The organism is Methanobacterium subterraneum (assembly GCF_002813695.1).
Taxonomy (GTDB): Archaea; Methanobacteriota; Methanobacteria; order Methanobacteriales; family Methanobacteriaceae; genus Methanobacterium; species Methanobacterium subterraneum.
Window position 1 is genome coordinate 1,982,946 of record NZ_CP017768.1, and the last position, 20,699, is coordinate 2,003,644.

17 protein-coding genes and 2 tRNA genes are annotated in these 20,699 nt (G+C 42.2%); 9 read left to right on the plus strand and 10 right to left on the minus strand.

Translation table 11 applies throughout. From position 1 onward, the window contains the following. Positions 1 to 202: 202 nt before the first annotated feature. Positions 203 to 1,123 carry a branched-chain-amino-acid transaminase gene (gene ilvE / locus BK009_RS09640; RefSeq protein ID WP_100909484.1) on the minus strand — a complete coding sequence of 307 codons (921 nt, stop codon included), beginning with the start codon at positions 1,121 to 1,123 and terminating at the stop codon, positions 203 to 205. A gap of 243 nt (positions 1,124 to 1,366) precedes the next feature. Between ilvE and BK009_RS09645 the strand changes: the two genes are divergently transcribed. Both BK009_RS09645 and BK009_RS09650 read left to right on the plus strand, forming a co-directional pair. After that, a tRNA-Val gene (locus tag BK009_RS09645) sits at positions 1,367 to 1,438 on the plus strand. Between the two features lie 82 nt (positions 1,439 to 1,520). After that, positions 1,521 to 1,592: transfer RNA gene (locus tag BK009_RS09650), tRNA-Val, on the plus strand. A 365-nt stretch (positions 1,593 to 1,957) separates the two neighbouring features. On the opposite strand, the gene BK009_RS09655 is transcribed toward BK009_RS09650, so the two are convergent. Further along, positions 1,958 to 2,785 carry a restriction endonuclease gene (locus BK009_RS09655; RefSeq protein ID WP_335645304.1) on the minus strand — a complete coding sequence of 276 codons (828 nt, stop codon included), beginning with the start codon at positions 2,783 to 2,785 and terminating at the stop codon, positions 1,958 to 1,960. A gap of 153 nt (positions 2,786 to 2,938) precedes the next feature. Between BK009_RS09655 and surE the strand changes: the two genes are divergently transcribed. Next, positions 2,939 to 3,715, plus strand: coding sequence for a 5'/3'-nucleotidase SurE (gene surE, locus BK009_RS09660; RefSeq protein ID WP_100909486.1), 777 nt, complete (start codon positions 2,939 to 2,941; stop codon positions 3,713 to 3,715). Between the two features lie 200 nt (positions 3,716 to 3,915). Beyond that, on the plus strand, positions 3,916 to 4,221 hold the full coding sequence (locus BK009_RS09665; RefSeq protein ID WP_100909487.1) for a DUF2098 family protein: 306 nt from the start codon (positions 3,916 to 3,918) through the stop codon (positions 4,219 to 4,221). A gap of 271 nt (positions 4,222 to 4,492) precedes the next feature. On the opposite strand, the gene BK009_RS09670 is transcribed toward BK009_RS09665, so the two are convergent. The 4 genes from BK009_RS09670 to BK009_RS09685 all read right to left on the minus strand — a co-directional run bounded on the left by BK009_RS09670 (position 4,493) and on the right by BK009_RS09685 (position 9,054). Then, entirely contained in the window at positions 4,493 to 5,485 is a 993-nt protein-coding gene (locus BK009_RS09670) for a methanogenesis marker 12 protein (protein WP_100909488.1), read from the minus strand. A 90-nt stretch (positions 5,486 to 5,575) separates the two neighbouring features. Next, positions 5,576 to 6,562 carry a ketol-acid reductoisomerase gene (ilvC, locus tag BK009_RS09675; protein ID WP_100909489.1) on the minus strand — a complete coding sequence of 329 codons (987 nt, stop codon included), beginning with the start codon at positions 6,560 to 6,562 and terminating at the stop codon, positions 5,576 to 5,578. A 252-nt stretch (positions 6,563 to 6,814) separates the two neighbouring features. Continuing rightward, the gene (gene ilvN / locus BK009_RS09680; RefSeq protein ID WP_100905210.1) at positions 6,815 to 7,315 is read right to left on the minus strand and encodes an acetolactate synthase small subunit; all 501 of its coding nucleotides are present in this window, start codon (positions 7,313 to 7,315) and stop codon (positions 6,815 to 6,817) included. A gap of 2 nt (positions 7,316 to 7,317) precedes the next feature. Beyond that, positions 7,318 to 9,054 (minus strand): acetolactate synthase large subunit, encoded by a 1,737-nt coding sequence (locus BK009_RS09685; protein WP_100909490.1) that lies wholly within the window; start codon positions 9,052 to 9,054, stop codon positions 7,318 to 7,320. Between the two features lie 269 nt (positions 9,055 to 9,323). On the opposite strand from BK009_RS09685, the gene purD reads away from it, so the two are divergent. The 3 genes from purD to argF all read left to right on the plus strand — a co-directional run bounded on the left by purD (position 9,324) and on the right by argF (position 12,284). Then, positions 9,324 to 10,634 carry a phosphoribosylamine--glycine ligase gene (purD, locus tag BK009_RS09690; RefSeq protein WP_100907215.1) on the plus strand — a complete coding sequence of 437 codons (1,311 nt, stop codon included), beginning with the start codon at positions 9,324 to 9,326 and terminating at the stop codon, positions 10,632 to 10,634. Between the two features lie 22 nt (positions 10,635 to 10,656). After that, positions 10,657 to 11,232: a hypothetical protein gene (locus BK009_RS09695; RefSeq protein WP_100907216.1), complete on the plus strand. Its 576-nt coding sequence runs from the start codon at positions 10,657 to 10,659 to the stop codon at positions 11,230 to 11,232. Between the two features lie 146 nt (positions 11,233 to 11,378). Next, complete coding sequence (gene argF / locus BK009_RS09700) at positions 11,379 to 12,284, plus strand: ornithine carbamoyltransferase (protein ID WP_100909491.1); 906 nt, start codon at positions 11,379 to 11,381, stop codon at positions 12,282 to 12,284. A gap of 88 nt (positions 12,285 to 12,372) precedes the next feature. Here the strand turns inward: argF and BK009_RS09705 are convergent, their stop codons facing one another. The 4 genes from BK009_RS09705 to ilvD form a co-directional block, all read right to left on the minus strand. Continuing rightward, entirely contained in the window at positions 12,373 to 12,924 is a 552-nt protein-coding gene (locus BK009_RS09705; protein WP_100905205.1) for a TetR/AcrR family transcriptional regulator, read from the minus strand. Between the two features lie 131 nt (positions 12,925 to 13,055). Then, on the minus strand, positions 13,056 to 14,750 hold the full coding sequence (gene argS, locus BK009_RS09710) for an arginine--tRNA ligase (protein ID WP_100909492.1): 1,695 nt from the start codon (positions 14,748 to 14,750) through the stop codon (positions 13,056 to 13,058). A 77-nt stretch (positions 14,751 to 14,827) separates the two neighbouring features. Further along, positions 14,828 to 15,247: a signal peptidase I gene (locus BK009_RS09715; RefSeq protein ID WP_232728098.1), complete on the minus strand. Its 420-nt coding sequence runs from the start codon at positions 15,245 to 15,247 to the stop codon at positions 14,828 to 14,830. A gap of 81 nt (positions 15,248 to 15,328) precedes the next feature. Then, positions 15,329 to 16,984 (minus strand): dihydroxy-acid dehydratase, encoded by a 1,656-nt coding sequence (ilvD, locus tag BK009_RS09720; RefSeq protein WP_100909493.1) that lies wholly within the window; start codon positions 16,982 to 16,984, stop codon positions 15,329 to 15,331. Positions 16,985 to 17,208: 224 nt separating this feature from the next. On the opposite strand from ilvD, the gene BK009_RS09725 reads away from it, so the two are divergent. After that, positions 17,209 to 18,447, plus strand: a complete 1,239-nt coding sequence (locus BK009_RS09725; RefSeq protein WP_100909494.1) for an MgtC/SapB family protein — start codon at positions 17,209 to 17,211, stop codon at positions 18,445 to 18,447. A gap of 337 nt (positions 18,448 to 18,784) precedes the next feature. Further along, positions 18,785 to 20,620 (plus strand): threonine--tRNA ligase, encoded by a 1,836-nt coding sequence (locus BK009_RS09730; protein WP_100909495.1) that lies wholly within the window; start codon positions 18,785 to 18,787, stop codon positions 20,618 to 20,620. The last annotated feature ends 79 nt before the right edge of the window (positions 20,621 to 20,699 follow it).

The window sequence follows — 20,699 nt, forward strand, 5'->3', positions numbered from 1 at the left end:
CTTCAAGCATAATTTTCTTATTCCAATCAAGTATCTGTGTAACTTTAAAATAAGCTTTTTCCCATATTTAATATTATTTTCCTGTTAATTACACCCAAATTCACCATAGATTATAGGTTATTTTCCAAATATCAGTGAAATTTATAATCCAGTAAAAATGGGAAAGGAGAAATTTTTAAAAAGATTCCCTAAAAATTGTTGATTAAATGAAAGTTAGCCAACCATACCTATCGTCAGCATCACCCTCTAAAATTGCAAAGAAACGTTCCTGTAATTGTTTGGTTAATTCACCCCGTTTTCCATCACCAACAGTTATATGGTCAACCGATCGTATGGGGGTAATTTCTGCTGCGGTACCTGTTAAAAAGAGTTCATCAGCAATGTAAAGCATCTCTCGAGGTATTTCTTCTTCTTTAACTTCCAGATCCATTTCCTGTGCCAGGGTGATCACGGAATTTCTGGTGATACCATCCAGTAATGAGGAAGCACGTGGAGGGGTGTGCAGGACTCCATCCTTTACAATGAAGATGTTTTCGCCACTACCTTCACTGACCATTCCATGGTAGTCCAGCATAATAGCCTCGTCATACCCACTGGCTACTGCTTCCATTTTAGCCAACTGGCTGTTCATGTAGTTAGACCCTGCTTTTGCCATGTTGGGCATGGTATTAGGGGCCATACGGCGCCAGGTGGAAACACCAACATCCACCCCGTTTTCAAGGGCCTCTTCTCCAAGGTACTTTCCCCAGGCCCAAACCGCGATAATGGACTCAACTGGACAGTTCAGGGGATAAACTCCCAGCTCGGCATAACCTCTGAAGATAGCGGGACGTATGTAGCAGGCATCAAGTTGGTTAATCTTTATAGTATCCAGGATTGCTTGACCAAAGTCTTCCTGGGAGTAAGGAATTCCCATCCTGTAGATTTTGGCGGAATTGTAGAGGCGTTTCACGTGTTCTGCCAACCGGAACACTGCCGGACCTTTTTTGGTGTTATAGCACCGTATTCCTTCAAAAACACTTGATCCGTAGTGCACTACGTGTGATAATGCGTGAACATTTGCTTCCTTCCAATCAACGAACTCTCCATTGAACCATATTTTTCCTGACTCGTCAAAGGCCATATTATATCCCTCAAAATTAAATAATGATCTTATCCAGAATCTATTGGTTATACTAGTATAAATTGTATTTGCAGTGATAACAGTAATACCAATCATTATAACCCGGCATCTAACCCTCATCCTGAAAATGTTTTATTTGTTTTCACTAACCAAACATAGAATTAATCATTTTTTTTGAATATTACTTGCATTCTTGGAAAACTTTATATAACTTCCCTACCAAACCATGGAAGTACCTAGTATGGGCCGGTGGTCTAGGGGTATGATACCTCGCTTACAACGAGGTGATCAGGAGTTCGAATCTCCTCCGGCCCATTTCAAACCTTTTATTAAATCATTGATTGTTATTTTAGTGTTTAATAGGCATGAAATTCTATTTACAGTCCTATATCCATTCGGGCCGGTGGTCTAGGGGTATGATACCTCGCTCACACCGAGGTGATCAGGAGTTCGAATCTCCTCCGGCCCATTCGATTCCATTTTCTAAACTATTTTTGAAATTCCCCTGTCCACTGATTAGATGGAAGCAATGGATGATAAAAATGGGAAAAACAAGTTCAAAATTTCTAATTCTAATCAATCCTTCACTGTATTTTCAACGCGCCCTGGTTTCCAGTGTTTAACCATTGCATGACATCACTAAATTTTAAGAATAGTATCTTTTTTCCATAATCCATAATGGCGTTAGCTTTTTGAAAGTTTAGAATTCTTAAGGGGTCAGTAAAAAAAACAAGATCTCAATGATGATGGAGTTACATGGAACGTAAGAATGGGAATATTTTAGGGCTATTAAAACGTAAAAGGGAATATAAAGTATGGTTAAAAAAAAGGGTGTTAAAGGGCGATGATCATGATAACGTAGATCAGGAGGGAAACAAAGAACACAATGGTTCCCTTACTGAGAGTAGTAGTCACATCACGTTCAATAGCCATCACCAGCCCGTAGGATAGCACTGCGGAAATTAATATTTTGGCAATTCCTAAAATAGCAGTATTCGTGTATCCCATGCTAATGAAATAAGTTATAATGGATGAAAGTGCGAATACAATGATTATCAATGATATGGTGTTGGTTAAGAGGGGTTTAAGTCCAGGGCCTTCAGGCATGGAAAATGATCTTGATTTAGTGGCCCGATCCAAACTTCCCTTCCCTCTGCTGAAGAACCCGGTTGATGAGGATGTAGTTTTGGGAAATGAAGAAGCTGTTTCTGATGAAGGAGTGTATTCGGCAACCTCGGGAGGTGTTCCTTCTCCTTCTTCATCATCGTATATTTGTACGCCACTGTATTCTTCCTGCTTGGCGGAAAATTTCTTAGCCAGTGTCACTAGGCCGTCTTTATCAATAATTTTGATATTCCTACGGTCAGCGTAGTTCACCGCACTTTTGGTGAAGTAAGAGGTGGTAACTATCACGATCTTGGAGGCTTTAAGGGTTTTTCCCACCATTTCCATTTCCTTTAAAACATCAAGACCTACTTCCCAGCGGTCATCATAGTTTTTACAGGCTACAACCACCCCAATATCTCCGAGGATGGTGGGTAGAACGCCGTAGATGTCAATGATGTGTCGGGAAGTCTGGAAGTTACGGTAGACCTTGAAGCCTGATTCTTCCATTACCCTTGCCATGAATTTGACTAATCTGTTTTTATCCAATTCCCCCACCTTCAAACAGTGATGATATAACATCACCTCATAATTTCTTTATTCACTAGATGATAATATTTGTTTTCTATTTCTTTATACTTAAAACTGTTCCTCTCACCAACTGGTTTCCTCACGCAAACTATTTAGATGTTGAGGTATAAATCTGCCTCTATGACCATTCTCATCACTAATGACGATGGAGTTAACTCCTCAGGCATCATCGCTGCTAAAAAAGCAGCAGAAAAACTGGGAGAAACTCTGGTTGTTGCGCCTGCAACCCAGCAAAGTGGAATAGGCCATGCCCTTACTCTTTTTGAGCCCATAAGGGTTACCAACACCCATATGCTTGATGGTGGGGAAGCTTACATGGTTTCAGGAACACCCACCGACGCGTTAATCATTGGAATCTTCCAAATAGCTGATCAAAAACCGGATTTAGTTATTTCCGGAATTAACATCGGTGAAAACCTTGGAAAATCAGAGTTAACTACCTCGGGAACCATCGGGGCTGCTATGGAGGCAGCAGTCCACGGTATCCCTGCACTTTCAGTTTCTCTGCAGGTTACCCGTGGAGATATCAAATTTCATGATGGACATGTGGATATTGACTTTTCCCATGCACAGAAAATGACAGAGAGGGTGGCACGGATGATTCTGAAAAATGGGTTACCAGATGGAGTTGATTTTTTAAACCTGAACATTCCATCACATCCTGATAGTGACTGCTTAAAGTTAACCCGTTTAGGAGAGAGGATGTATCGGGTGCATATCAAGGAGCGCCTGGACCCCCGGGGAAGACCTTACTACTGGATTGATGGTGATTCTGTGGAAGATGATGAGGTGGGTACCGATGTCCATACTCTCAAACGTGAAAACTGTGCCACCGTAACTCCCATTTCACTGGATGCCACTGCTTCTTTGGAAAATATGATAGATTGGCTGGATTAAATTATTATTTCACCTTTTTATGGGGATATTAAAAAGGCTATTATTTATCCTCCCCCCAAAATATATCTCCCAGAAAATTCAATATTAGATACAGGTCACAATTAGATACAGGTCACGTCTAATTGTTGATTAAATGGATAATTACCCAAGTTAACACCTTATTTTTTTTTAAATTATTTTTGTCCGTGGTAGGTGATCAGATGGAAGCAAAGGACTGCAGAAACAGGATAATAGAGATTGGTTCTACTGTTCGCTATATTGGAACTTGTTCTATGGGAAGGGCTGATGAAATACATGTCCGAAAGTGTGAAACATGGATTAAACTAAACTCCACTGGTCTTTTATACCGATCAGACTTCCTTGAACTTGTTGACCAGTTGCCTTTAAAGGAAAAAAGAGTGGAAAAAAATCTTAAAGAAAAGATTTTGCAGTCTAGAGGGTTAAAAAAAGCTGTAATCACCCAAATATCTGATCATACTGATGGTCCGGGTTACGGTGGAGGTTAATACCACGCTGGATTGGTTAATAAAAGATTGATTAATTCAATCCCTGATTTTCTACAGTAGACAAAATTGTTATTTCGAATCTTGATATTTATCCTCTGTTTACCATAATTATTCTACAGTAGACCATGATTTAGGATATCTCCCACAACATAGTTTCTACAGTAGAAATATAGATTACCTATTTTGAATAGTTTAAAATTCTTTTTAAGTTAAAAAAACGTGATTTTGTAATATAAATCTATAATAATCAAATTTAGTTAAAAATAGGTTGTTAAAAAACTTTAATTCCAAGTATGTCCTGAGCACCTTCGAAAACAGCCTGGGCAATCTGGGCACTTCCAACTGAACCCGAGGTAGGGGGTAGCATTACCACTTCTCCAATGTTTTCCACCGTATCCTTAAGGGTACCGTAAAAATCAAAGGGTTCCTGCATGGCTCCCACCGAACCAGTGAGCACCACACCTTCCATTTCTTCACCGGCAATACCAGCTAGTCCATATATCTCCATGGCAATGGTCATGAGCATGGTTTCCAGGGCCAGTTCCGCCTTAGGGTCTCCCTCCTGGTACCTTTCTAGCAGAACATCCTTGGCATGGGCTACCCTTTCATCTATCCCTGCCACTTTAACTGCCCCTGCACGGGAAAAACACTGGTTGGCAGTGCGTAATCCCTCATCAACATCACGTATCATTTTCAAATCCAGGGGGCCGTGCACAATACCCATTGAACCAAGACAGGCATCCACCGCACCCCGAATATCTCCATTTTCCAGGAGAAGACTAACCGTGTTGGAGCTAATATCTGAAACAATGAAATTATCATAACCAGTTTCCCGATGGGCGTTGTAGCATATGCTTACCTTCTCGGCACTGGCATGATGAGAATAGGCTGCCCGGAAAAGAGGATCCATACAAGGGGTACCCTGGTGCAGTCCAGGTATTAAGACGGTGGGAATTCCGGATTGTTCAATTTCCTCATAAACAGCAGTTCCTCCCCCAGTAACCTTTCCAGCTCCTTCAATGGAAAGAATTCCCCTATTTTTAACCTTTTCCAGGGGGGTTATTTCACTGATACCATCACCCATGGCATAGGTAATGGCCATTAGTTGAATGGAATCTAAGTCAACCACTTTTGAAAGCTCTTCCATAGCTAGAACTTCACCAGAAGAGAGTTCATCCCGACCTATCTTGAGGTGCTGGGGTTGTTGGTGTAACACTGTAAAAGAAACACCGGTGGTGCCGTGATCCATTCCTACAAATACCATTTAGTTCACCTGGGGAGAATTGTGTAATTGTGAATCTGAGATTAGTATTTAAGATTTTTCCTTAATAAAAAAAATATGGGGATGGAAAGTTTATTTTTCCAGTCCGCAAAGTTTCCTTAGTTTTTTGCCCTGTTTTTCAATTTCCAGTTCGCTTTCAATGGCACGCATCCGGTTGAGTTGCGGGCGGCCGGACTGGTTTTCAAGGGCCCATTCTTTGGCAAACTTACCGGTTTGGATCTCTTCTAGGATCTTTTTCATTTCCTTCCGAGATTCATCAGTTATAACCCGGTCACGACGGGTTAGTCCACCAAATTCAGCGGTGTTACTGACGTCGTTCCACATACCAGCAAATCCTTTCTGGTAGATGAGGTCAACGATGAGTTTGAGTTCGTGGCAGGTTTCAAAGTAGGCCACTTCTGGCTGGTAACCAGCTTCCACCAGGGTCTCGAATCCTGCTTTTATGAGTTCGGTGGCTCCTCCGCAGAGAACTACCTGTTCACCAAAGAGGTCAGTTTCAGTTTCTTCCTTGAATGTGGTTTCCAGTACTCCGGCACGGGTAAGACCGCTTCCCTGCCCCATAGCCAGGGCAACCTGAAGTGCATCGCCAGTGTAATCCTGTTCAACTGCCACCAGGCCCGGAACTCCGAAGCCATCTAAATATTGCTGGCGCACTGTGGATCCGGGTCCTTTAGGGGCGATCATGGTAACGTTAACTTTTTTCGGCGGGTTTATGTACTGGAAGTGAATGTTGTATCCGTGGGAGAAACTTAGAGTATTCCCTTCTTTTAAACCATCTTTAATTGATTTTTCATAAACCTGAGCCTGTATTTCATCAGGGATCAACACATGGATAACATCAGCCTCTTTACTGGCTTCTTCCACAGTCATAACTGGCATGTCATGGGATATTGCAGTTTCCCAGGAGTCTCCATCTTTTCTCAGTCCAACAATAACATCCAATCCACTGTCGGCCATATTTCGGGATTGGGCCATTCCCTGACTCCCGTAACCTATAACCGCAACGGTTTTATCCTTAAGCACATCCATATTCACGTCTTTCTCATAATAAATCTTCATGGGGTCACCTCTTTTAAAATGGAAAAGAAATACCACGAATGGTATGTAAGAAATTTTTTTTCTTAGTTCAAAGTTCAATTTTATATGTCTAATATTGATGGAGTTTGATTAATAAAGTTTGCCCTGAGTTAAATTGGGGAATTATAATATCTTTTCAAGGTTAAAACCGCTTTATTTCAAATATAATTTATTTTAAGCAGTTTAATCAATGAAAATACTAAGAAAAAATATGAAGGGGTTTTAAGGAAATCCCTAGATGGTCTTTGAACCCCGGGATATGGCAGTTGGGCCTGTTCTGGAGATTTCTTTAATACCAAAACCTCTTAAAAGATCTATAAGGGCGTCAATTTTTTCGGGGGTTCCGGTAATTTCCAGGGTAAGATTTTCTGGTCCGGCATCAACGATTCTGCCCCGGAAAATGTTGGCGTACTGAATGATCTCTGAACGGGATCTTTCTGAGGTGGCATGGGTCTTTATTAGACACAGTTCCCGGATTACAGTTCCCTCAGGATCCAGATCCCGAACTTTAACTACCTCGATGATCTTGTTCAGCTGTTTGGTGATCTGCTCCAGAACTTTCTCATCACCCCTGGAGATGATGGTCATACGGGCCAATCCATCCTGTTCTGAGGGACCAACGGTGATACTGTCTATGTTAAAACCTCTGCGGGTGAAAAGGCCAGCCACGCGTTGCAGGACACCGGGGCGGTGCATTACTATGGCACTGATTATATGGCTTCTCTGTTTATCCATTTTTAATCCCCTCCAGTTTCCTTGGCAGAATGCTGGTAGGTTATCTCTCCTGGATTTTCCCTTTCAACCTTGTACTCCCCCACGATCTCAGTGAGACCACATCCTGGGGGCACCATTGGTAAGATTTCATTGGGATCGATCATCACATCAATGAGAGTTGGTTCACCAGAATTCAAAGCATCTTTGAGTGTTTCTTTCATCTCACCCGGGCGTTCAACCCGGTAAGCGTTCACTCCGAAAGCTTCGGCCAGTTTAACAAAATCGGGCATGGCTTTAAGTTTGGTCTGGGATATGCGTTCATCGTAGAATAGTTTCTGCCATTGGAACACCATTCCTAGGTAACGGTTATCCAGTACACAGACCACCACCGGGATGTCGTACTCTTTAACCGTGGCCAGGTCCTGGCAAACCATTAAAAAGCCCCCGTCCCCACACACTGCAACCACATCATTGTCCGGCATGGCAACTTTGGCACCCATGGCTGAGGGAAAACCGAATCCCATGGTTCCCAGGCCTCCAGAGGATATGAATTTCCTAGGATTTCTGGAAGTGAAATAATGGGCCATCCACATCTGGTTCTGCCCAACATCAGTGGTAACTATGGTGTCATCAGTAACCGCTTCTGAAATCTCTTTTATAACCTGTTGGGGCTTCAGCGGGATGTCGTCAAATGAAAGACGGGGCATGCAACTGGTCCGGAAGGATTTAACATAATCAGCCCAGTCATGATTGTTAACTGACTTGGTCTGGGATATGATCCTGATCAGGTGTGATAGGATGATCTTGGCATCTCCAACAATGGGCACGTTCACTGTTATATTCTTACCAATCTCGGCGGGATCAACGTCGATATGTATTATTTTAGCGTTAGGTGCGAATTTATTCACGTCGCCAGTAGTACGGTCAGAAAACCGGCATCCTACTGCTATCAGGCAGTCACACTCGTCCACCATCATGTTGGAGGACATACGGCCGTGCATTCCCAGCATTCCCAGTGATAGGGGATGGTCTTCGGGGAAGCATCCTTTACCCATTAAACTGGTGGTTACGGGTGCGCCAATTATTTCTGATAGGTGTTGCAGTTCATCTGAAGAATTGGAGTGGATCACACCTCCTCCGGCAAGTATAACTGGCTTTTTAGACGTTAATATCAGTTCAGCTGCCTTTTTAACCTGCAGGGGGTGTCCTTTTTTGGTGGGTTTGTAACCTGGTAGGTCAATGGTTATGTTTTCTGGATAATCCAGCTCTCCTTCCTGGACATCTTTAGGTAGATCAACTACCACCGGCCCGGGTCTCCCAGTTCTGGCTATGTAAAATGATGATCGTATCATCTGAGGTATTTCTGAGGGGTCCATGGCCTGATAACTGTGTTTGCTAATGGGCATGGTCATACCTATGGTGTCTACTTCCTGAAAGGCATCGTTACCTATCAGGGAAGTACCTACCTGTCCTGCCAAAGCCACGATAGGAGCGGAGTCCATGTAAGCTGTGGCAATACCGGTCACCAGATTGGTGGCTCCAGGACCGGAAGTGCCTATGCAGACACCTACTTTGCCGGAAGCCCGAGCATAACCATCTGCTGCGTGGGCTGCGCACTGTTCGTGCCTTACCAGTATGTGTTTGAGGTCTGAATCGTAGATTACATCGTACAGGGGGAGTAAGACTCCTCCAGGATATCCGAAGACTACGTCCACTCCCTCATCGGTTAGTGACTTGATTATGGCTTGACTGCCCTTCATATTTGACACCTAATTGTGTTTTCTTGAAATAATTTCTATTCTTAAAAAAATCTCCCTATTATTATATGCCGATTTAGTTTTCATGTTATATGTATTTGTATGTATAATAACAATTGCAATCTGTAGATTGGAATCATTGTAATCTTAACTGGTAAATACCTGGACTCCTTTACAATCATATAATGGCTAGTTTAACTTTAAAAAAGAAACCAAGAATTATATTTGTGTGAAATTAAAGATGTTTACATTAAGAAAAGTGGAGGGTTAGTATGAAAATTCTGGTGGTAGGAACTGGAGCAAGAGAACACGCAATTTGTCAGGCATTACATGGAGAAGCTGACATTTATTCAATAATGAGCAACCAAAACCCGGGCATAGCCCGCATTTCCCAATTCAAGATTGGTAGTGAAATGGATATTGAAGGGGTGAAAAAACACGCCCTGGACCTGAAAGTGGATATGGCTATTATTGGACCGGAAGCACCTCTGGAACACGGTATTGTGGACACACTACAGGAAGCAGGAATTCCCTGCGTGGGACCCACTCAGCAGGCTGCCAGAATCGAAACAGACAAAGCATTCATGCGGGATCTGTTTACAAAACATAACATCTCAGGTTCCATTGCCTATGGAGCCTTTAACACAGTAGAGGATGCTGGCGAGTTCATTGACGATTTTGCTCAAGATGTGGTAGTAAAACCAGTGGGTTTAACCGGTGGAAAAGGGGTTAAAATAGTAGGTGAACACCTTAAAGACTCTGAAGATGCTAAAAGTTATGTCAAAGAGATTATTGATAATAAAATAGGCGGTCATGCCAGTGTAGTCCTAGAAGAACGCCTAATCGGTGAGGAATTCACAGTACAGGCTCTGGTTGATGGAGATCATCTGGTACCCATGCCGGCAGCTCAGGATCATCCCCATGCCTACGAAGGTGATCAGGGCCCTATAACTGGGGGAATGGGTTCATACTCTGATAAAAACGGACTTTTACCTTTCCTTGAATCCAAAGACTATGATGCTGCGGTTAAGGTAATGGAAGAAACTATCAGAGCTGTTAAAAAAGAGGTTGGTCCGTATAAAGGTGTTCTTTATGGTCAGTTCATGCTCTGCCGTGATGGTCCTAAATTAGTGGAATATAACGCCCGATTCGGAGACCCAGAAGCTATGAATGTCTTACCTCTACTGGAAACCAGTATGGTGGATTTATGCCAGGGAGTGGTGGATGGAAACCTTAAAAAAGCCCAGTTCAAACCCCAAGCAACGGTCTGTAAATATTTGGTCCCAAATGGTTATCCTGAAAGTGGAAAAGCAGGCCAACCCATCCAGGTGGATGAGGAAAAGATAAAAGCCGAAGGTGGAATGGTGTTCTATGCAGCGGTAAATCAGCAAAATGGTAAAGTGTTAACTACCGGTTCCCGGGCATTGGGTCTGGTCACCACTGCTGATAGTATTCAAGACGCCGAAGAACGATGTGAAAGAGCCACCCAGTACGTAAAGGGTGACTTGTATCATCGTAGTGATGTTGGAACCGAAGAACTTATCTCTAAGCGTATTCAGCATATGAAGGAAATCCGTGGCTGATATAAATAAATAGGTGATTTAAATGACCCGCTCCAGGAAATATCTTAATAATCTGCCAAATGCCCAGAAGATTAAGGATCTTGCCAGTGATATACTGGATCATGAACTGAAACTGGATCGGATCCTCCAGGATCATACAGAGTTAAAAAATGAGATTATGGCATTACAAACTCAGGTTTTATCCTTTGATAATGATGGATCTTCACAAGGGCTGGAATACACACAGATAAAGTTGAATGAGTTATCTAAAGTTCTTATTTTGCAGGATAGTGAAATCGCCGAGTTAAAAAAAAATATTCACAATTTACAGTCTCTTGTGGATGATGAAATACGGGATGGCTTATTTCAACTTTTTCATCAGGCAAAATCAGACCTTGATGAAGCGAAAAAGGACATTATCAAACATCAAAAAATGGTGGAAGACTCCCAACATAGGCTTATGAATAGTTCAGCAAAAGAATCCCAAGAGAACCATGATGAATGGATTAGAAATGTGGGTAAAGTCATTAAGGATGAAGAAAGGGTTAAAGAAAGTGAAAAACAGCTTGAAGCTATTAATAGAGTTTATAGGCTTGAATTCAGTGAAAATACCACTTAATATATTATAATTCTTTTCATAAACTTTAAGTAAAAGTATCGGTAGATATTACAACTTAAAAAGAATTAGAATTTCAATACTCTGAGGCAATAAACTATATTTGCATTGATTTATTTCATTCAAAAAAGGAAATTAGGGATGAGGCTATGAAATACCTTTTATCTGCGTTAGACGCGCAAGACCATCTGGAGAATATACTGGAAGTAGCTGGAAAGTTTAAAAAAGGACAGGGTCCTGAAAAACCATTAAAAGGCAAATCTCTGGCAATGGTTTTTGAGAAAGCCTCTACAAGAACTAGAATATCCTTTGAAGTGGGTATGTACCAGTTGGGCGGACATCCACTTTACTTATCAGCTTCTGATCTCCAATTAGGGAGGGGAGAGATCATACCGGACACTGCCCGCGCCATGAGTCGCTATGTTGATGGTATAATGATCAGGGCACGTGAACATCAAGATGTCCTTGAATTTGCCAGATATGCAGATATACCGGTTATTAATGGTTTAACAAACATTGAACACCCTTGTCAGGCATTCACTGACATTTTTACCATTCAAGAGCGTAAAAACACCCTGGACCTTCAGATGACATTCATGGGTGATGGGAACAATGTCTGTAATTCCCTATTACTGGCCACTGCAATGGTAGGAATGGATTTCACGGTAGCCTGCCCTGAGGGTTATGAACCGGATCAACTTATTTTAAAAGAAGCCCAAAAAATTGCCCAAAAATCAGGTTCAGTTATCCAAGTAACCAGTGATGTTGCTGAAGCAGTTAAATGTGCTGATGTGCTTTACACTGATGTTTGGGTTAGTATGGGTGATGAAGAAGAGGAAACCAGGAGAATATCTGACATGCAGGATTACCAGGTTAACCAGGACATCCTGAACCAGGCTAATAAGAACGCAATGGTCTTACACTGCCTCCCTGCAATCAGGGGACAGGAAATAACTGAGGAAGTTTTAAACGGACCTCAGTCTGCAGTGTGGGATCAAGCTGAAAACAGACTCCATGTTCAGAAGGCCATTCTCTACCTTTTACTTAAGAGCTAATTTTTAGGGTTAGAATCAGTCATTTGTTGACAAATTTTAGGATTTAAAAATTAGATTCAATTAAACTAAAAAGAAATAAATAAAGGGTTTATAGTTCCAAACTGTTTGAATGGTAACTTATAAACTCTTCTATGGCCTGATCCAGATCTAAAAATTTCATTTCTGTTTTTTTATTCAGAATTATGAAGTACAGGAAGCTCAAGATCATAAAGGCCAGAACATTGTGGTCTATTTTCGTTTCAAGTAAAATTTTGTCCAGATAATTGGCTAAATGCGATACGAAAATTTTTGAAACAGAATCTGGGATTTTTTCTCTTTCATAAATAATTATGTTTACGTATTCAAAGTTTTTATCAACCAAATCTACCAGATTGAGTATTAAAGTTCTAAATTGGGTTTTAGGATCATTTTCCCCATCATCCAGGACCATTAGGGAATCAACATCTTCCATTATCTTATGCTTATTTTCGCTTAAAACTCTATTAAACAGATTTTCTTTAGTTTCGAATTTTCTGAATAATGTCATTTCAGTGAAACCTGATTTTTCAGCAATTATCCGAGTTCTAGCACCGTTATATCCTTTTTCTGAGAAAACTTTTAGGGCAGCGTCTAATATTTTTTGTTCAGTATCCGCAGACATTAAATAACATCCCTTAAAACATTTTTTTTAGTTATTGAATCAATTTTTTCAGTTATATTGAGTTAAGATTTAATAATCAAATTAATCTCTTAATATAAAGTTCCATATTTTTTAATCTAAAGTTCCAGAACCTACATTGATACTGGGGATTCTATTCCCAGTAGATCAAGGCAATTTCTAATGGTTATCCTGGACTTATCTACTAAGAGAAGTCTTAAAACTTCTTTTTCTGATCCAATAACTGGAACAGATTTGTAGAACTTGTTGAAGGCACCTGCCACTTCAAGTGCGTACTGGGCCACGGAATGAACCCTCATGTCCTGGGCGGAGGCCGTGACTATACTACTGAATCTGGCCAGAGTTTTCAAGAGGTCAACTTCAAGTGTATCCAGATCCTGGAAGTTCAAAGCATCCACATCTACTTCAACTGGGGTGAATCCGTTAGCTTTTCCAAGTAATTTACATGCCCGTGCATGAGCATACTGAATAGATGCACAACCTCTCTCAAAACTTAATGCTTCATCCCATTTAAATACAATGTGCTTTTCAGGGGATAGTCGCGCGATATAATAGCGGATAGCACCCACTCCAATGATTTTAGCAATATTTTCTTTTTCATCTTCACTTAATTCTGGTCTTCGCTTATCCAGTTCAGCCCGTGCCCTTTGGGTGGCTTCATCAATCAGTTCATCAACGCTAATGAACACTCCTCTCCGGGTGGACATGGATCCTTCCGGCAGGGTGATGAATTCATAGAAAACAACCTCAGGACTTTTACCTCCCAATAGTCCCAGGGCAACTTTCAACTGGTCAATGGCCAGTTTATGATCCGAACCCAGAACATCCACCACAATATCTGAATTTTCCGATTTTTCCAAGTGGTAAGCCAGATCTCTGGTGGTGTAAAGGGAAGTTCCATCGGAACGGGTTAAAATGAGTTCTTTTTCAATTCCGTAATCGGTTAAATCCAGGTAGAGCACCTCATTTTTTGAAGTGTAGTCTTCCAATTTATTCAATATCTTCATTAGGGAACCATCCCTGACAAATTTACTTTCCCAGATGAATGCATCGTGGGTGATGTTCATACGTCGGGAAGTATTTTCCACTCCCTCCAGACACTTACTCACCACTTCTTTAAACATGGATTCCAGTTCAGGGGGGTTTTCTTCTTCATATATTTTTAATATGGTGTCTATCTGTTGCTTGATTTCTGGATTAGTTTTTAATTCCTGGTTAACCTCAAAGTAAAGCTTTCCAATTTCAACATCACCTTTTCCATTTGGATCCATCTGGTAATCCAGGTTTTGGAGTCCCCACACGATCATGGCAATCTGTCTTCCCATATCGTTAACATAGTACTGGGTTTCCACCTGGAAACCGGCTGCCCGTAAAACCCGGGCCAGTGAATCTCCTATAATGGCATTTCTGACATGTCCAATATGCAGAGGTCCGTTGGGATTGGCTGAGGTGTGTTCCAGGATTACTTTTTCATCCCTATTTTCCAGTGAACCATAATCTTCCTGTACGGATTCAGTAACCATTCTGGAAAAGATTTCAGTGTCAAAGAAAAAGTTAACATAGGGGCCTTTGGATTCCACTCCTTTAAAAGGTGAAATGAGTTCAATTTTTTCTACCAGTGTCTGTGAAATCTCCACTGGAGATCTTTTCAGGATTGGTGCAAATTGAAAAGCCACTGATGTGGCCAGATCACCCATATTAGGGTTTGGAGGCACTTCAAATTTAATCTCAGCAGGTTCTTCCCATCCGAGATCTTGAATAGCTTTTTGCACAATGTTAATAGCGGTTTTTTCCAATTTTCTATACATGAATTCACCTTATAAGCATTAATAGTAATTTGATGAATGGATGATTTTATAATAAAAATGAAATGGAAATCCATGGATTAAAGTCCACGGATCCATAAAGTGATGTAGCCTATTTTGGGGATTATAAGGGGCTGGTTACCTAAACTCACCACTTTGGCCTGAACCTGACTGGTGGAGACCAGACTGGGGTCTGGTTTGGGATTATTATCTCCCTTGGTAACGTAATATGTTTGCCCGTCAGATCCTGTCTGGATACTGATTATACGATGGATAACAGGTTCCGGGAACCAGTTAGCATGGTATATGATAATATCTCCCACTTTCAAATCAGAGGGGTTTACTTCCTGAATCCCAAGGAAGTTGGTTTTTTCAATTACCACCACATCCCCACGATAGAAGACTGGTTCCATACTTCCCGAGACCACCACATTCAGGTGCTGGGCTAGTACAATTCCCACCAGTATGATTATGACGTAACTGGCTATCTCCCTGCTCATGCTGGTGGATTTCTCCTTGGGTGATAATTTAGACTTTTTTGCCTTGGTATTGGGATTTCGTTTTTTAGCCATTAAACCACCCTATTTAAGGACCGCACCTTCATCAGCAGAACTGGCCATTTTGCTGTAGCGTGATAACCATCCTTTCAACTGTTTTTCAGGGTGTTTAACATTCTGGAGCCTTTCTTTGATTTCGTCTTCACTAATGAGGAGTTCTATTTTTCTCCGGGGTATGTCTATTTTTATGATATCACCATCTTCAACCACGGCAATAGGTCCGTTACTCATGGCTTCTGGTGATACATGGCCGATACAGGGGCCTCTGGTTCCTCCAGAGAATCTTCCATCGGTCACCAGGGCCACGGATTTGATTCCCATTCCAGATATTGCAGAGGTGGGGTTTAACATTTCCCGCATTCCAGGACCGCCCCGGGGACCCTCGTAACGAATGACAATAACATCCCCTTCCTGAATTTTACCCTGGAATATTCCTTCGGTGGCTTCTTCTTCGCTGTTAAAGACTTTAGCAGGGCCTTCATGAGTTAACATATCAGCACTAACAGCGGCCTGTTTCACCACAGATCCTTTAGGGGCTAAACTGCCCTTTAGGACTGCAATACCTCCTTCCGAGTGTACTGGGTTCTCCATTGAATGTATAACTGTATCATCCACAACTTCAGCTTCAGTGATATTATCTCCCAGAGATTCACCAGTACAGGTGAGGGATCCCTGAATAATCTTGTCTCCTAAAATCTTCAAAACAGCGGGTATGCCTCCTGCCTTGTGCAGATCCAGCATAGTGTGTTTACCAGATGGGCTGATGGCTGCCAGGTGTGGTATTTCTCGGCTGAGGCTATCAAAGAGATCTAAATCTACTTTAACTCCTTTGTCTGCCAGTTCATTGGCTATGGCTGGCAAATGTAAGGTGGTGTTGCTGGACCCTCCCAGGGCCAGATCTATCACCACGGCGTTGTAGAAGGCGTCCTGGGTCATGATCATGGAGGGGGTGATGTTTTTCTTCACCAATTCCATAATTTTCTCACCAGATTCATGGGCCATCTGTATTTTCCGGGAGTCCACAGCGTGGGTGGTGGCACAGTAGGGTAAGCTCATTCCCAGGGCTTCAGTTAAGCAAGCCATACTGTTGGCGGTGAAAAGCCCAGCGCATGATCCTGCCCCGGGACAGGCGCAACGTTCCAGTTCATCCAGTTCCGTTTCACTCATTTTCCCAGCGGAAACCTCACCTACTGCTTCGAAAACATTTATCAGATCCACAGCCTCTCCTTTGTATTCTCCAGGGAGCATAGGGCCACCAGTAACCACGATGCAGGGTATGTCCAGACGAGCAGCAGCCATTAGCATTCCGGGCACGATCTTATCACAGGTTGGTAAAAGAACCAGAGCATCCAGGCTGTGGGCCTGGGCCATGCTCTCCACAGTATCCGCAACGATTTCGCGGCTGGCCAGTGAATAGCGCATTCCATCATGATTCATGGCAATACCATCGCAAATAGCCATGGTGTTGAACTCGAAAGGAACACCTCCGGCCTGGCTTATTCCCATCTTAACGGCATCAGCAATTTTTTTTAAATGAATATGTCCCGGGACTATATCAGTAAAACTGTTAGCCACGCCAATGAATGGTTTATCCATTTCAGCCTCTGTCACGCCACAAGCCCGTAAAAGGGAACGATGAGGGGCTCTTTGAATCCCCTTTTTTATGTTATCACTTCTCATCCAATCACCTGTGATTTATAAAATAAAATATCGTGTAAAACTTATAATGTTATAACTATGTTACAACATCTTTTAAATGCTATCTCTTTTGGTGAATGATAAATATGCTTTGACGGAACTAGTCTTCTATGAATGTCTTTTTAAGGATTTAGTAGATAATTCTTAAGATGCAGTTCTAAAAATTTCGTATTACATTAAATTAGTTAAGATACAATATTACTAACATGGATGTTCTCTTAATTTTAAAGTTCCTAATTGCCCTGGCATTGGGGGCACTGATCGGCATTGAACGGGAACGGAAAAAGGAAGGGGCCGAGTTTGCGGGGGTTAGGACATTTATTCTAATTGCCATCCTGGGAACCATCTCTGCATATCTATCACAGGATTTTCCCTATTTCTGGATAGTTTCCTTCGCTGGCCTGGTGGTTCTGGTGGGATTGAGTTACCTGGTAACCACCCGTAAAAACGATGATGTGGGAATAACCACTGAAATAGCTGCTTTTTTAACCTTTGTTTTGGGCATGCTCTGTTTTGCTGATGAGGGAATGTTGTTGGCTCCTATTTTGGCCATAATCATCACCACACTCCTGGCGATTAAACCCCATCTCCACCAGTTTGCCCACAGGGTAAGTGAAAAAGAGCTAATAAACACACTCAAATTCCTGATAATAGCCTTTGTAATTCTACCAATCCTTCCCGATGAAGTTATGGGTCCCTTAGCGGTGTTCAATCCCTTCCAAATATGGTTGATGGTAGTATTCATCTCTGCCATCAGTTTCACTGGATACATCCTCATGAAAATCATTGGCCCAGAGAAGAGCTTGGGAGTCACTGGAATCGTGGGGGGCTTGGTGTCCAGTACCGCGGTGGCCACATCCATGGCAGCCCGCGTCAAGGAATCAGGACTTCTAATGAAGGCTGCGGTATTCGCCACTGTGGTGGCCAGTTCCATGATGTTCCTTAGAATTCTCTTTGAGGTCTCAGTTATCAATCCTGCTCTGCTCCCAAAGTTATCCGCCCCCATGATGGTGATGGGAGTTCTAGGTATAATATTAGGGATTTTTGTTTGGAGGAGAACTGAGGTAAGGCAGATGGATGCGGATCTTAAACTGGATAATCCCTTCTCATTAAAACCAGCCCTGATATTCGGAGCACTCTTTTTGGCCATTTTATTCCTCTCTAAAATCGCCAATATCTACCTGGGAAGTAGTGGTGTCTACTTGGCTAGCATAATCTCGGGTGTGGCTGATGTGGATGCCATTACCATAAGCATGGCATTACTGGCTCCGGATACCATTTCTAACAATACTGCAGTGACTGCCATCACCTTGGCAGCAATTTCCAATACAGTTTTCAAATTTTTAATAACATTATTCCTGGGAACACGAAAATTCGCCCGTAATATTGGTATTATCTTTTTGGTAGTAATATTGGCGGGTTTAATAACCATATTTGTCTTATGAGGTAGTTGATGTTATTCAAGTGGTAGGATCATAATCTGGTCCAATACTAATAGATCACTAGTGGATTATGATTCAATCAGAAAGAGGGAGAAATATCTAACCTTTCAAGGAATATTCTGATTGAAATTTAACATTTGTTGAAATGGGTTCTATTATTTGCGGGGTTTAATCATCGGTTAATTGGTTTTCCAGATGCATTTTAACTAGGGTCATGGGGAGGTCTTAAAAGAAGTGGTAGTTTATAAATAACATCAAGACAGAACTTTATTTTTATGTACCAGTCTTGACTGATATATCATTACATTAGGACTAACTGAGTTTATATTAAGGTGGTAGCATGCGCATACTTTTGATTCATTCTGATCATTTAAAGTACCAAACAAAATCCAAAACACGAATAGCAGAGGAAATAAGCGATGAAAAGCAGAAAGGCCAGTTTGAAAATGCACTGGTTGTTTTCACAGCCGTAGAAAAGGAAGATGAGGCAAACCCTGCAGCAATAGTGGAAAACGCTGTGAAGGAAATAATGGACGTATCTGGGAAAGTAAAAGCTGAAAACATTGTAATTTATCCCTACGCTCATTTAAGCTCATCTTTAGGAGCTCCTGATGCAGCTAAAAATATTCTCTCCCGGATGGAGTCCGAACTTCTAACTCGTGATTTACCAGTGAGCAGGGTTCCCTTTGGATGGTACAAATCATTCGAAGTCTCCTGCAAAGGACACCCCCTATCAGAACTTTCCAGGAGCATAACTACCGAAACTGCTGAAGAAGAAAAAGAAGAACCGGAAGGGGAAGAATCTAAATTTTACATACTAAAAGACGGTGAACTGCTGAAGACCGGGGATTACAGTTATCCGAATGCAGACCTTAAGAAACTGGTGGACTATGAACTGGGACGGGGAGAATCCACTGGTGAGGAACCACCACACGTGAAACTCATGCGTGAGAAGAAACTGGCAGATTACGAGCCATCCGCTGATGTAGGACACCTCCGATGGTACCCTAAAGGCCGACTTATCCGTGATCTTTTATCGGACTACGTGTACACCCTGGTAACAGACCGGGGTGCCATGCCAGTGGAAACACCCATCATGTACGACCTGGCAGATGAAGCCATCCGTGTGCACGCTGAAAAATTCGGAGAACGCCAGTACCGGTTGGGAGGGGGTAAAAAAGACCTCATGCTCAGATTTGCGGCCTGTTTCGGCGCATTCAGAATTCTAGCAGACTCATTCTTAACCTGGAAGAACCTTCCAGTGGGTATTTACGAACTTTCAACCTACAGTTTCCGTCTGGAGAAAAAGGGGGAAGTGGTGGGATTAAAAAGGCTCCGTGGATTCACCATGCCGGATTTACACACGGTCTGCGCCGACCTAAAACAGTCCCTGGGGGAATTTGAAGGCCAGATCGAAATGTGTAAAAGGACTGGTGAAGACCTGGATGTGAATTATGAGGTTATATTCCGGGCCACTGCCGATTTCATGGAAGAAAACAGGGAATGGATTGACAAAGCAGCAGCCATGATTGGCAAACCCGTGCTGATGGAGATCCTACCGGAACGTAAACATTACTGGATATGTAAAATGGACTTCGCAGCCATTGATGCCCTGGGGCGGCCAATTGAAAATCCTACCATTCAGATCGACGTGGAAAGTGGGGAAAGATTCGGAATATCCTACATAGACTCTGAAGAGAAGGAACACCACCCACTCATCTTACACTGCAGCCCCACTGGAAGTATTGAACGGGTTATATGCAGTTTACTTGAAAAATCAGCTCTGGACATGAAGGAAAAAGTCCCCATGCTACCAGTGTGGCTGGCACCCACCCAGGTAAGGGTTATACCCATAGCCGAAAGACACACTGAATATGCTCATAAACTGGCCCAGGAAATCAAAGATGCTCATATACGGGTGGATGTTGATGACCGGCCCGAAACAGTGGGTAAAAAGATCCGGAACGCCGGAGGAGAATGGGCCCCTTACGTCATTGTGATTGGGGATCGTGAGATGGAAGAAGGCAGTGAACTAACGGTTAATGTCCGGGAAACCGGTCAGAAAGTATCCATGGGTCTTCAGGAACTCATCGATGTTATACAATTGGTAACCAAGGGAATGCCCTTCAGGCCTCTACCTCTGCCAATGGACATTTCCAGAAGGGTTAATTTCTAAATAAGTTAACTCCCAGAGTTATTTATCAAAAAATAATCTTAAAATAATTTTAAAGGACCCCATATCCATAATCTCCCAC

Excerpts from the sequence above, each read along its gene's own strand:
- BK009_RS09685 (WP_100909490.1), bottom strand. The coding sequence starts at position 9,054 with ATGAAGGGCAGTCAAGCCATAATCAAGTCACTAACCGATGAGGGAGTG.
- argF (WP_100909491.1), top strand. The coding sequence starts at position 11,379 with ATGAAATACCTTTTATCTGCGTTAGACGCGCAAGACCATCTGGAGAAT.
- BK009_RS09715 (WP_232728098.1), bottom strand. The coding sequence starts at position 15,247 with ATGAGCAGGGAGATAGCCAGTTACGTCATAATCATACTGGTGGGAATT.
- purD (WP_100907215.1), top strand. The coding sequence starts at position 9,324 with ATGAAAATTCTGGTGGTAGGAACTGGAGCAAGAGAACACGCAATTTGT.
- argS (WP_100909492.1), bottom strand. The coding sequence starts at position 14,750 with ATGTATAGAAAATTGGAAAAAACCGCTATTAACATTGTGCAAAAAGCT.
- BK009_RS09730 (WP_100909495.1), top strand. The coding sequence starts at position 18,785 with ATGCGCATACTTTTGATTCATTCTGATCATTTAAAGTACCAAACAAAA.
- BK009_RS09670 (WP_100909488.1), bottom strand. The coding sequence starts at position 5,485 with ATGGTATTTGTAGGAATGGATCACGGCACCACCGGTGTTTCTTTTACA.
- BK009_RS09705 (WP_100905205.1), bottom strand. The coding sequence starts at position 12,924 with ATGTCTGCGGATACTGAACAAAAAATATTAGACGCTGCCCTAAAAGTT.
- surE (WP_100909486.1), top strand. The coding sequence starts at position 2,939 with ATGACCATTCTCATCACTAATGACGATGGAGTTAACTCCTCAGGCATC.
- ilvN (WP_100905210.1), bottom strand. The coding sequence starts at position 7,315 with ATGGATAAACAGAGAAGCCATATAATCAGTGCCATAGTAATGCACCGC.
- ilvD (WP_100909493.1), bottom strand. The coding sequence starts at position 16,984 with ATGAGAAGTGATAACATAAAAAAGGGGATTCAAAGAGCCCCTCATCGT.
- BK009_RS09665 (WP_100909487.1), top strand. The coding sequence starts at position 3,916 with ATGGAAGCAAAGGACTGCAGAAACAGGATAATAGAGATTGGTTCTACT.
- BK009_RS09695 (WP_100907216.1), top strand. The coding sequence starts at position 10,657 with ATGACCCGCTCCAGGAAATATCTTAATAATCTGCCAAATGCCCAGAAG.
- ilvE (WP_100909484.1), bottom strand. The coding sequence starts at position 1,123 with ATGGCCTTTGACGAGTCAGGAAAAATATGGTTCAATGGAGAGTTCGTT.
- BK009_RS09725 (WP_100909494.1), top strand. The coding sequence starts at position 17,209 with ATGGATGTTCTCTTAATTTTAAAGTTCCTAATTGCCCTGGCATTGGGG.
- ilvC (WP_100909489.1), bottom strand. The coding sequence starts at position 6,562 with ATGAAGATTTATTATGAGAAAGACGTGAATATGGATGTGCTTAAGGAT.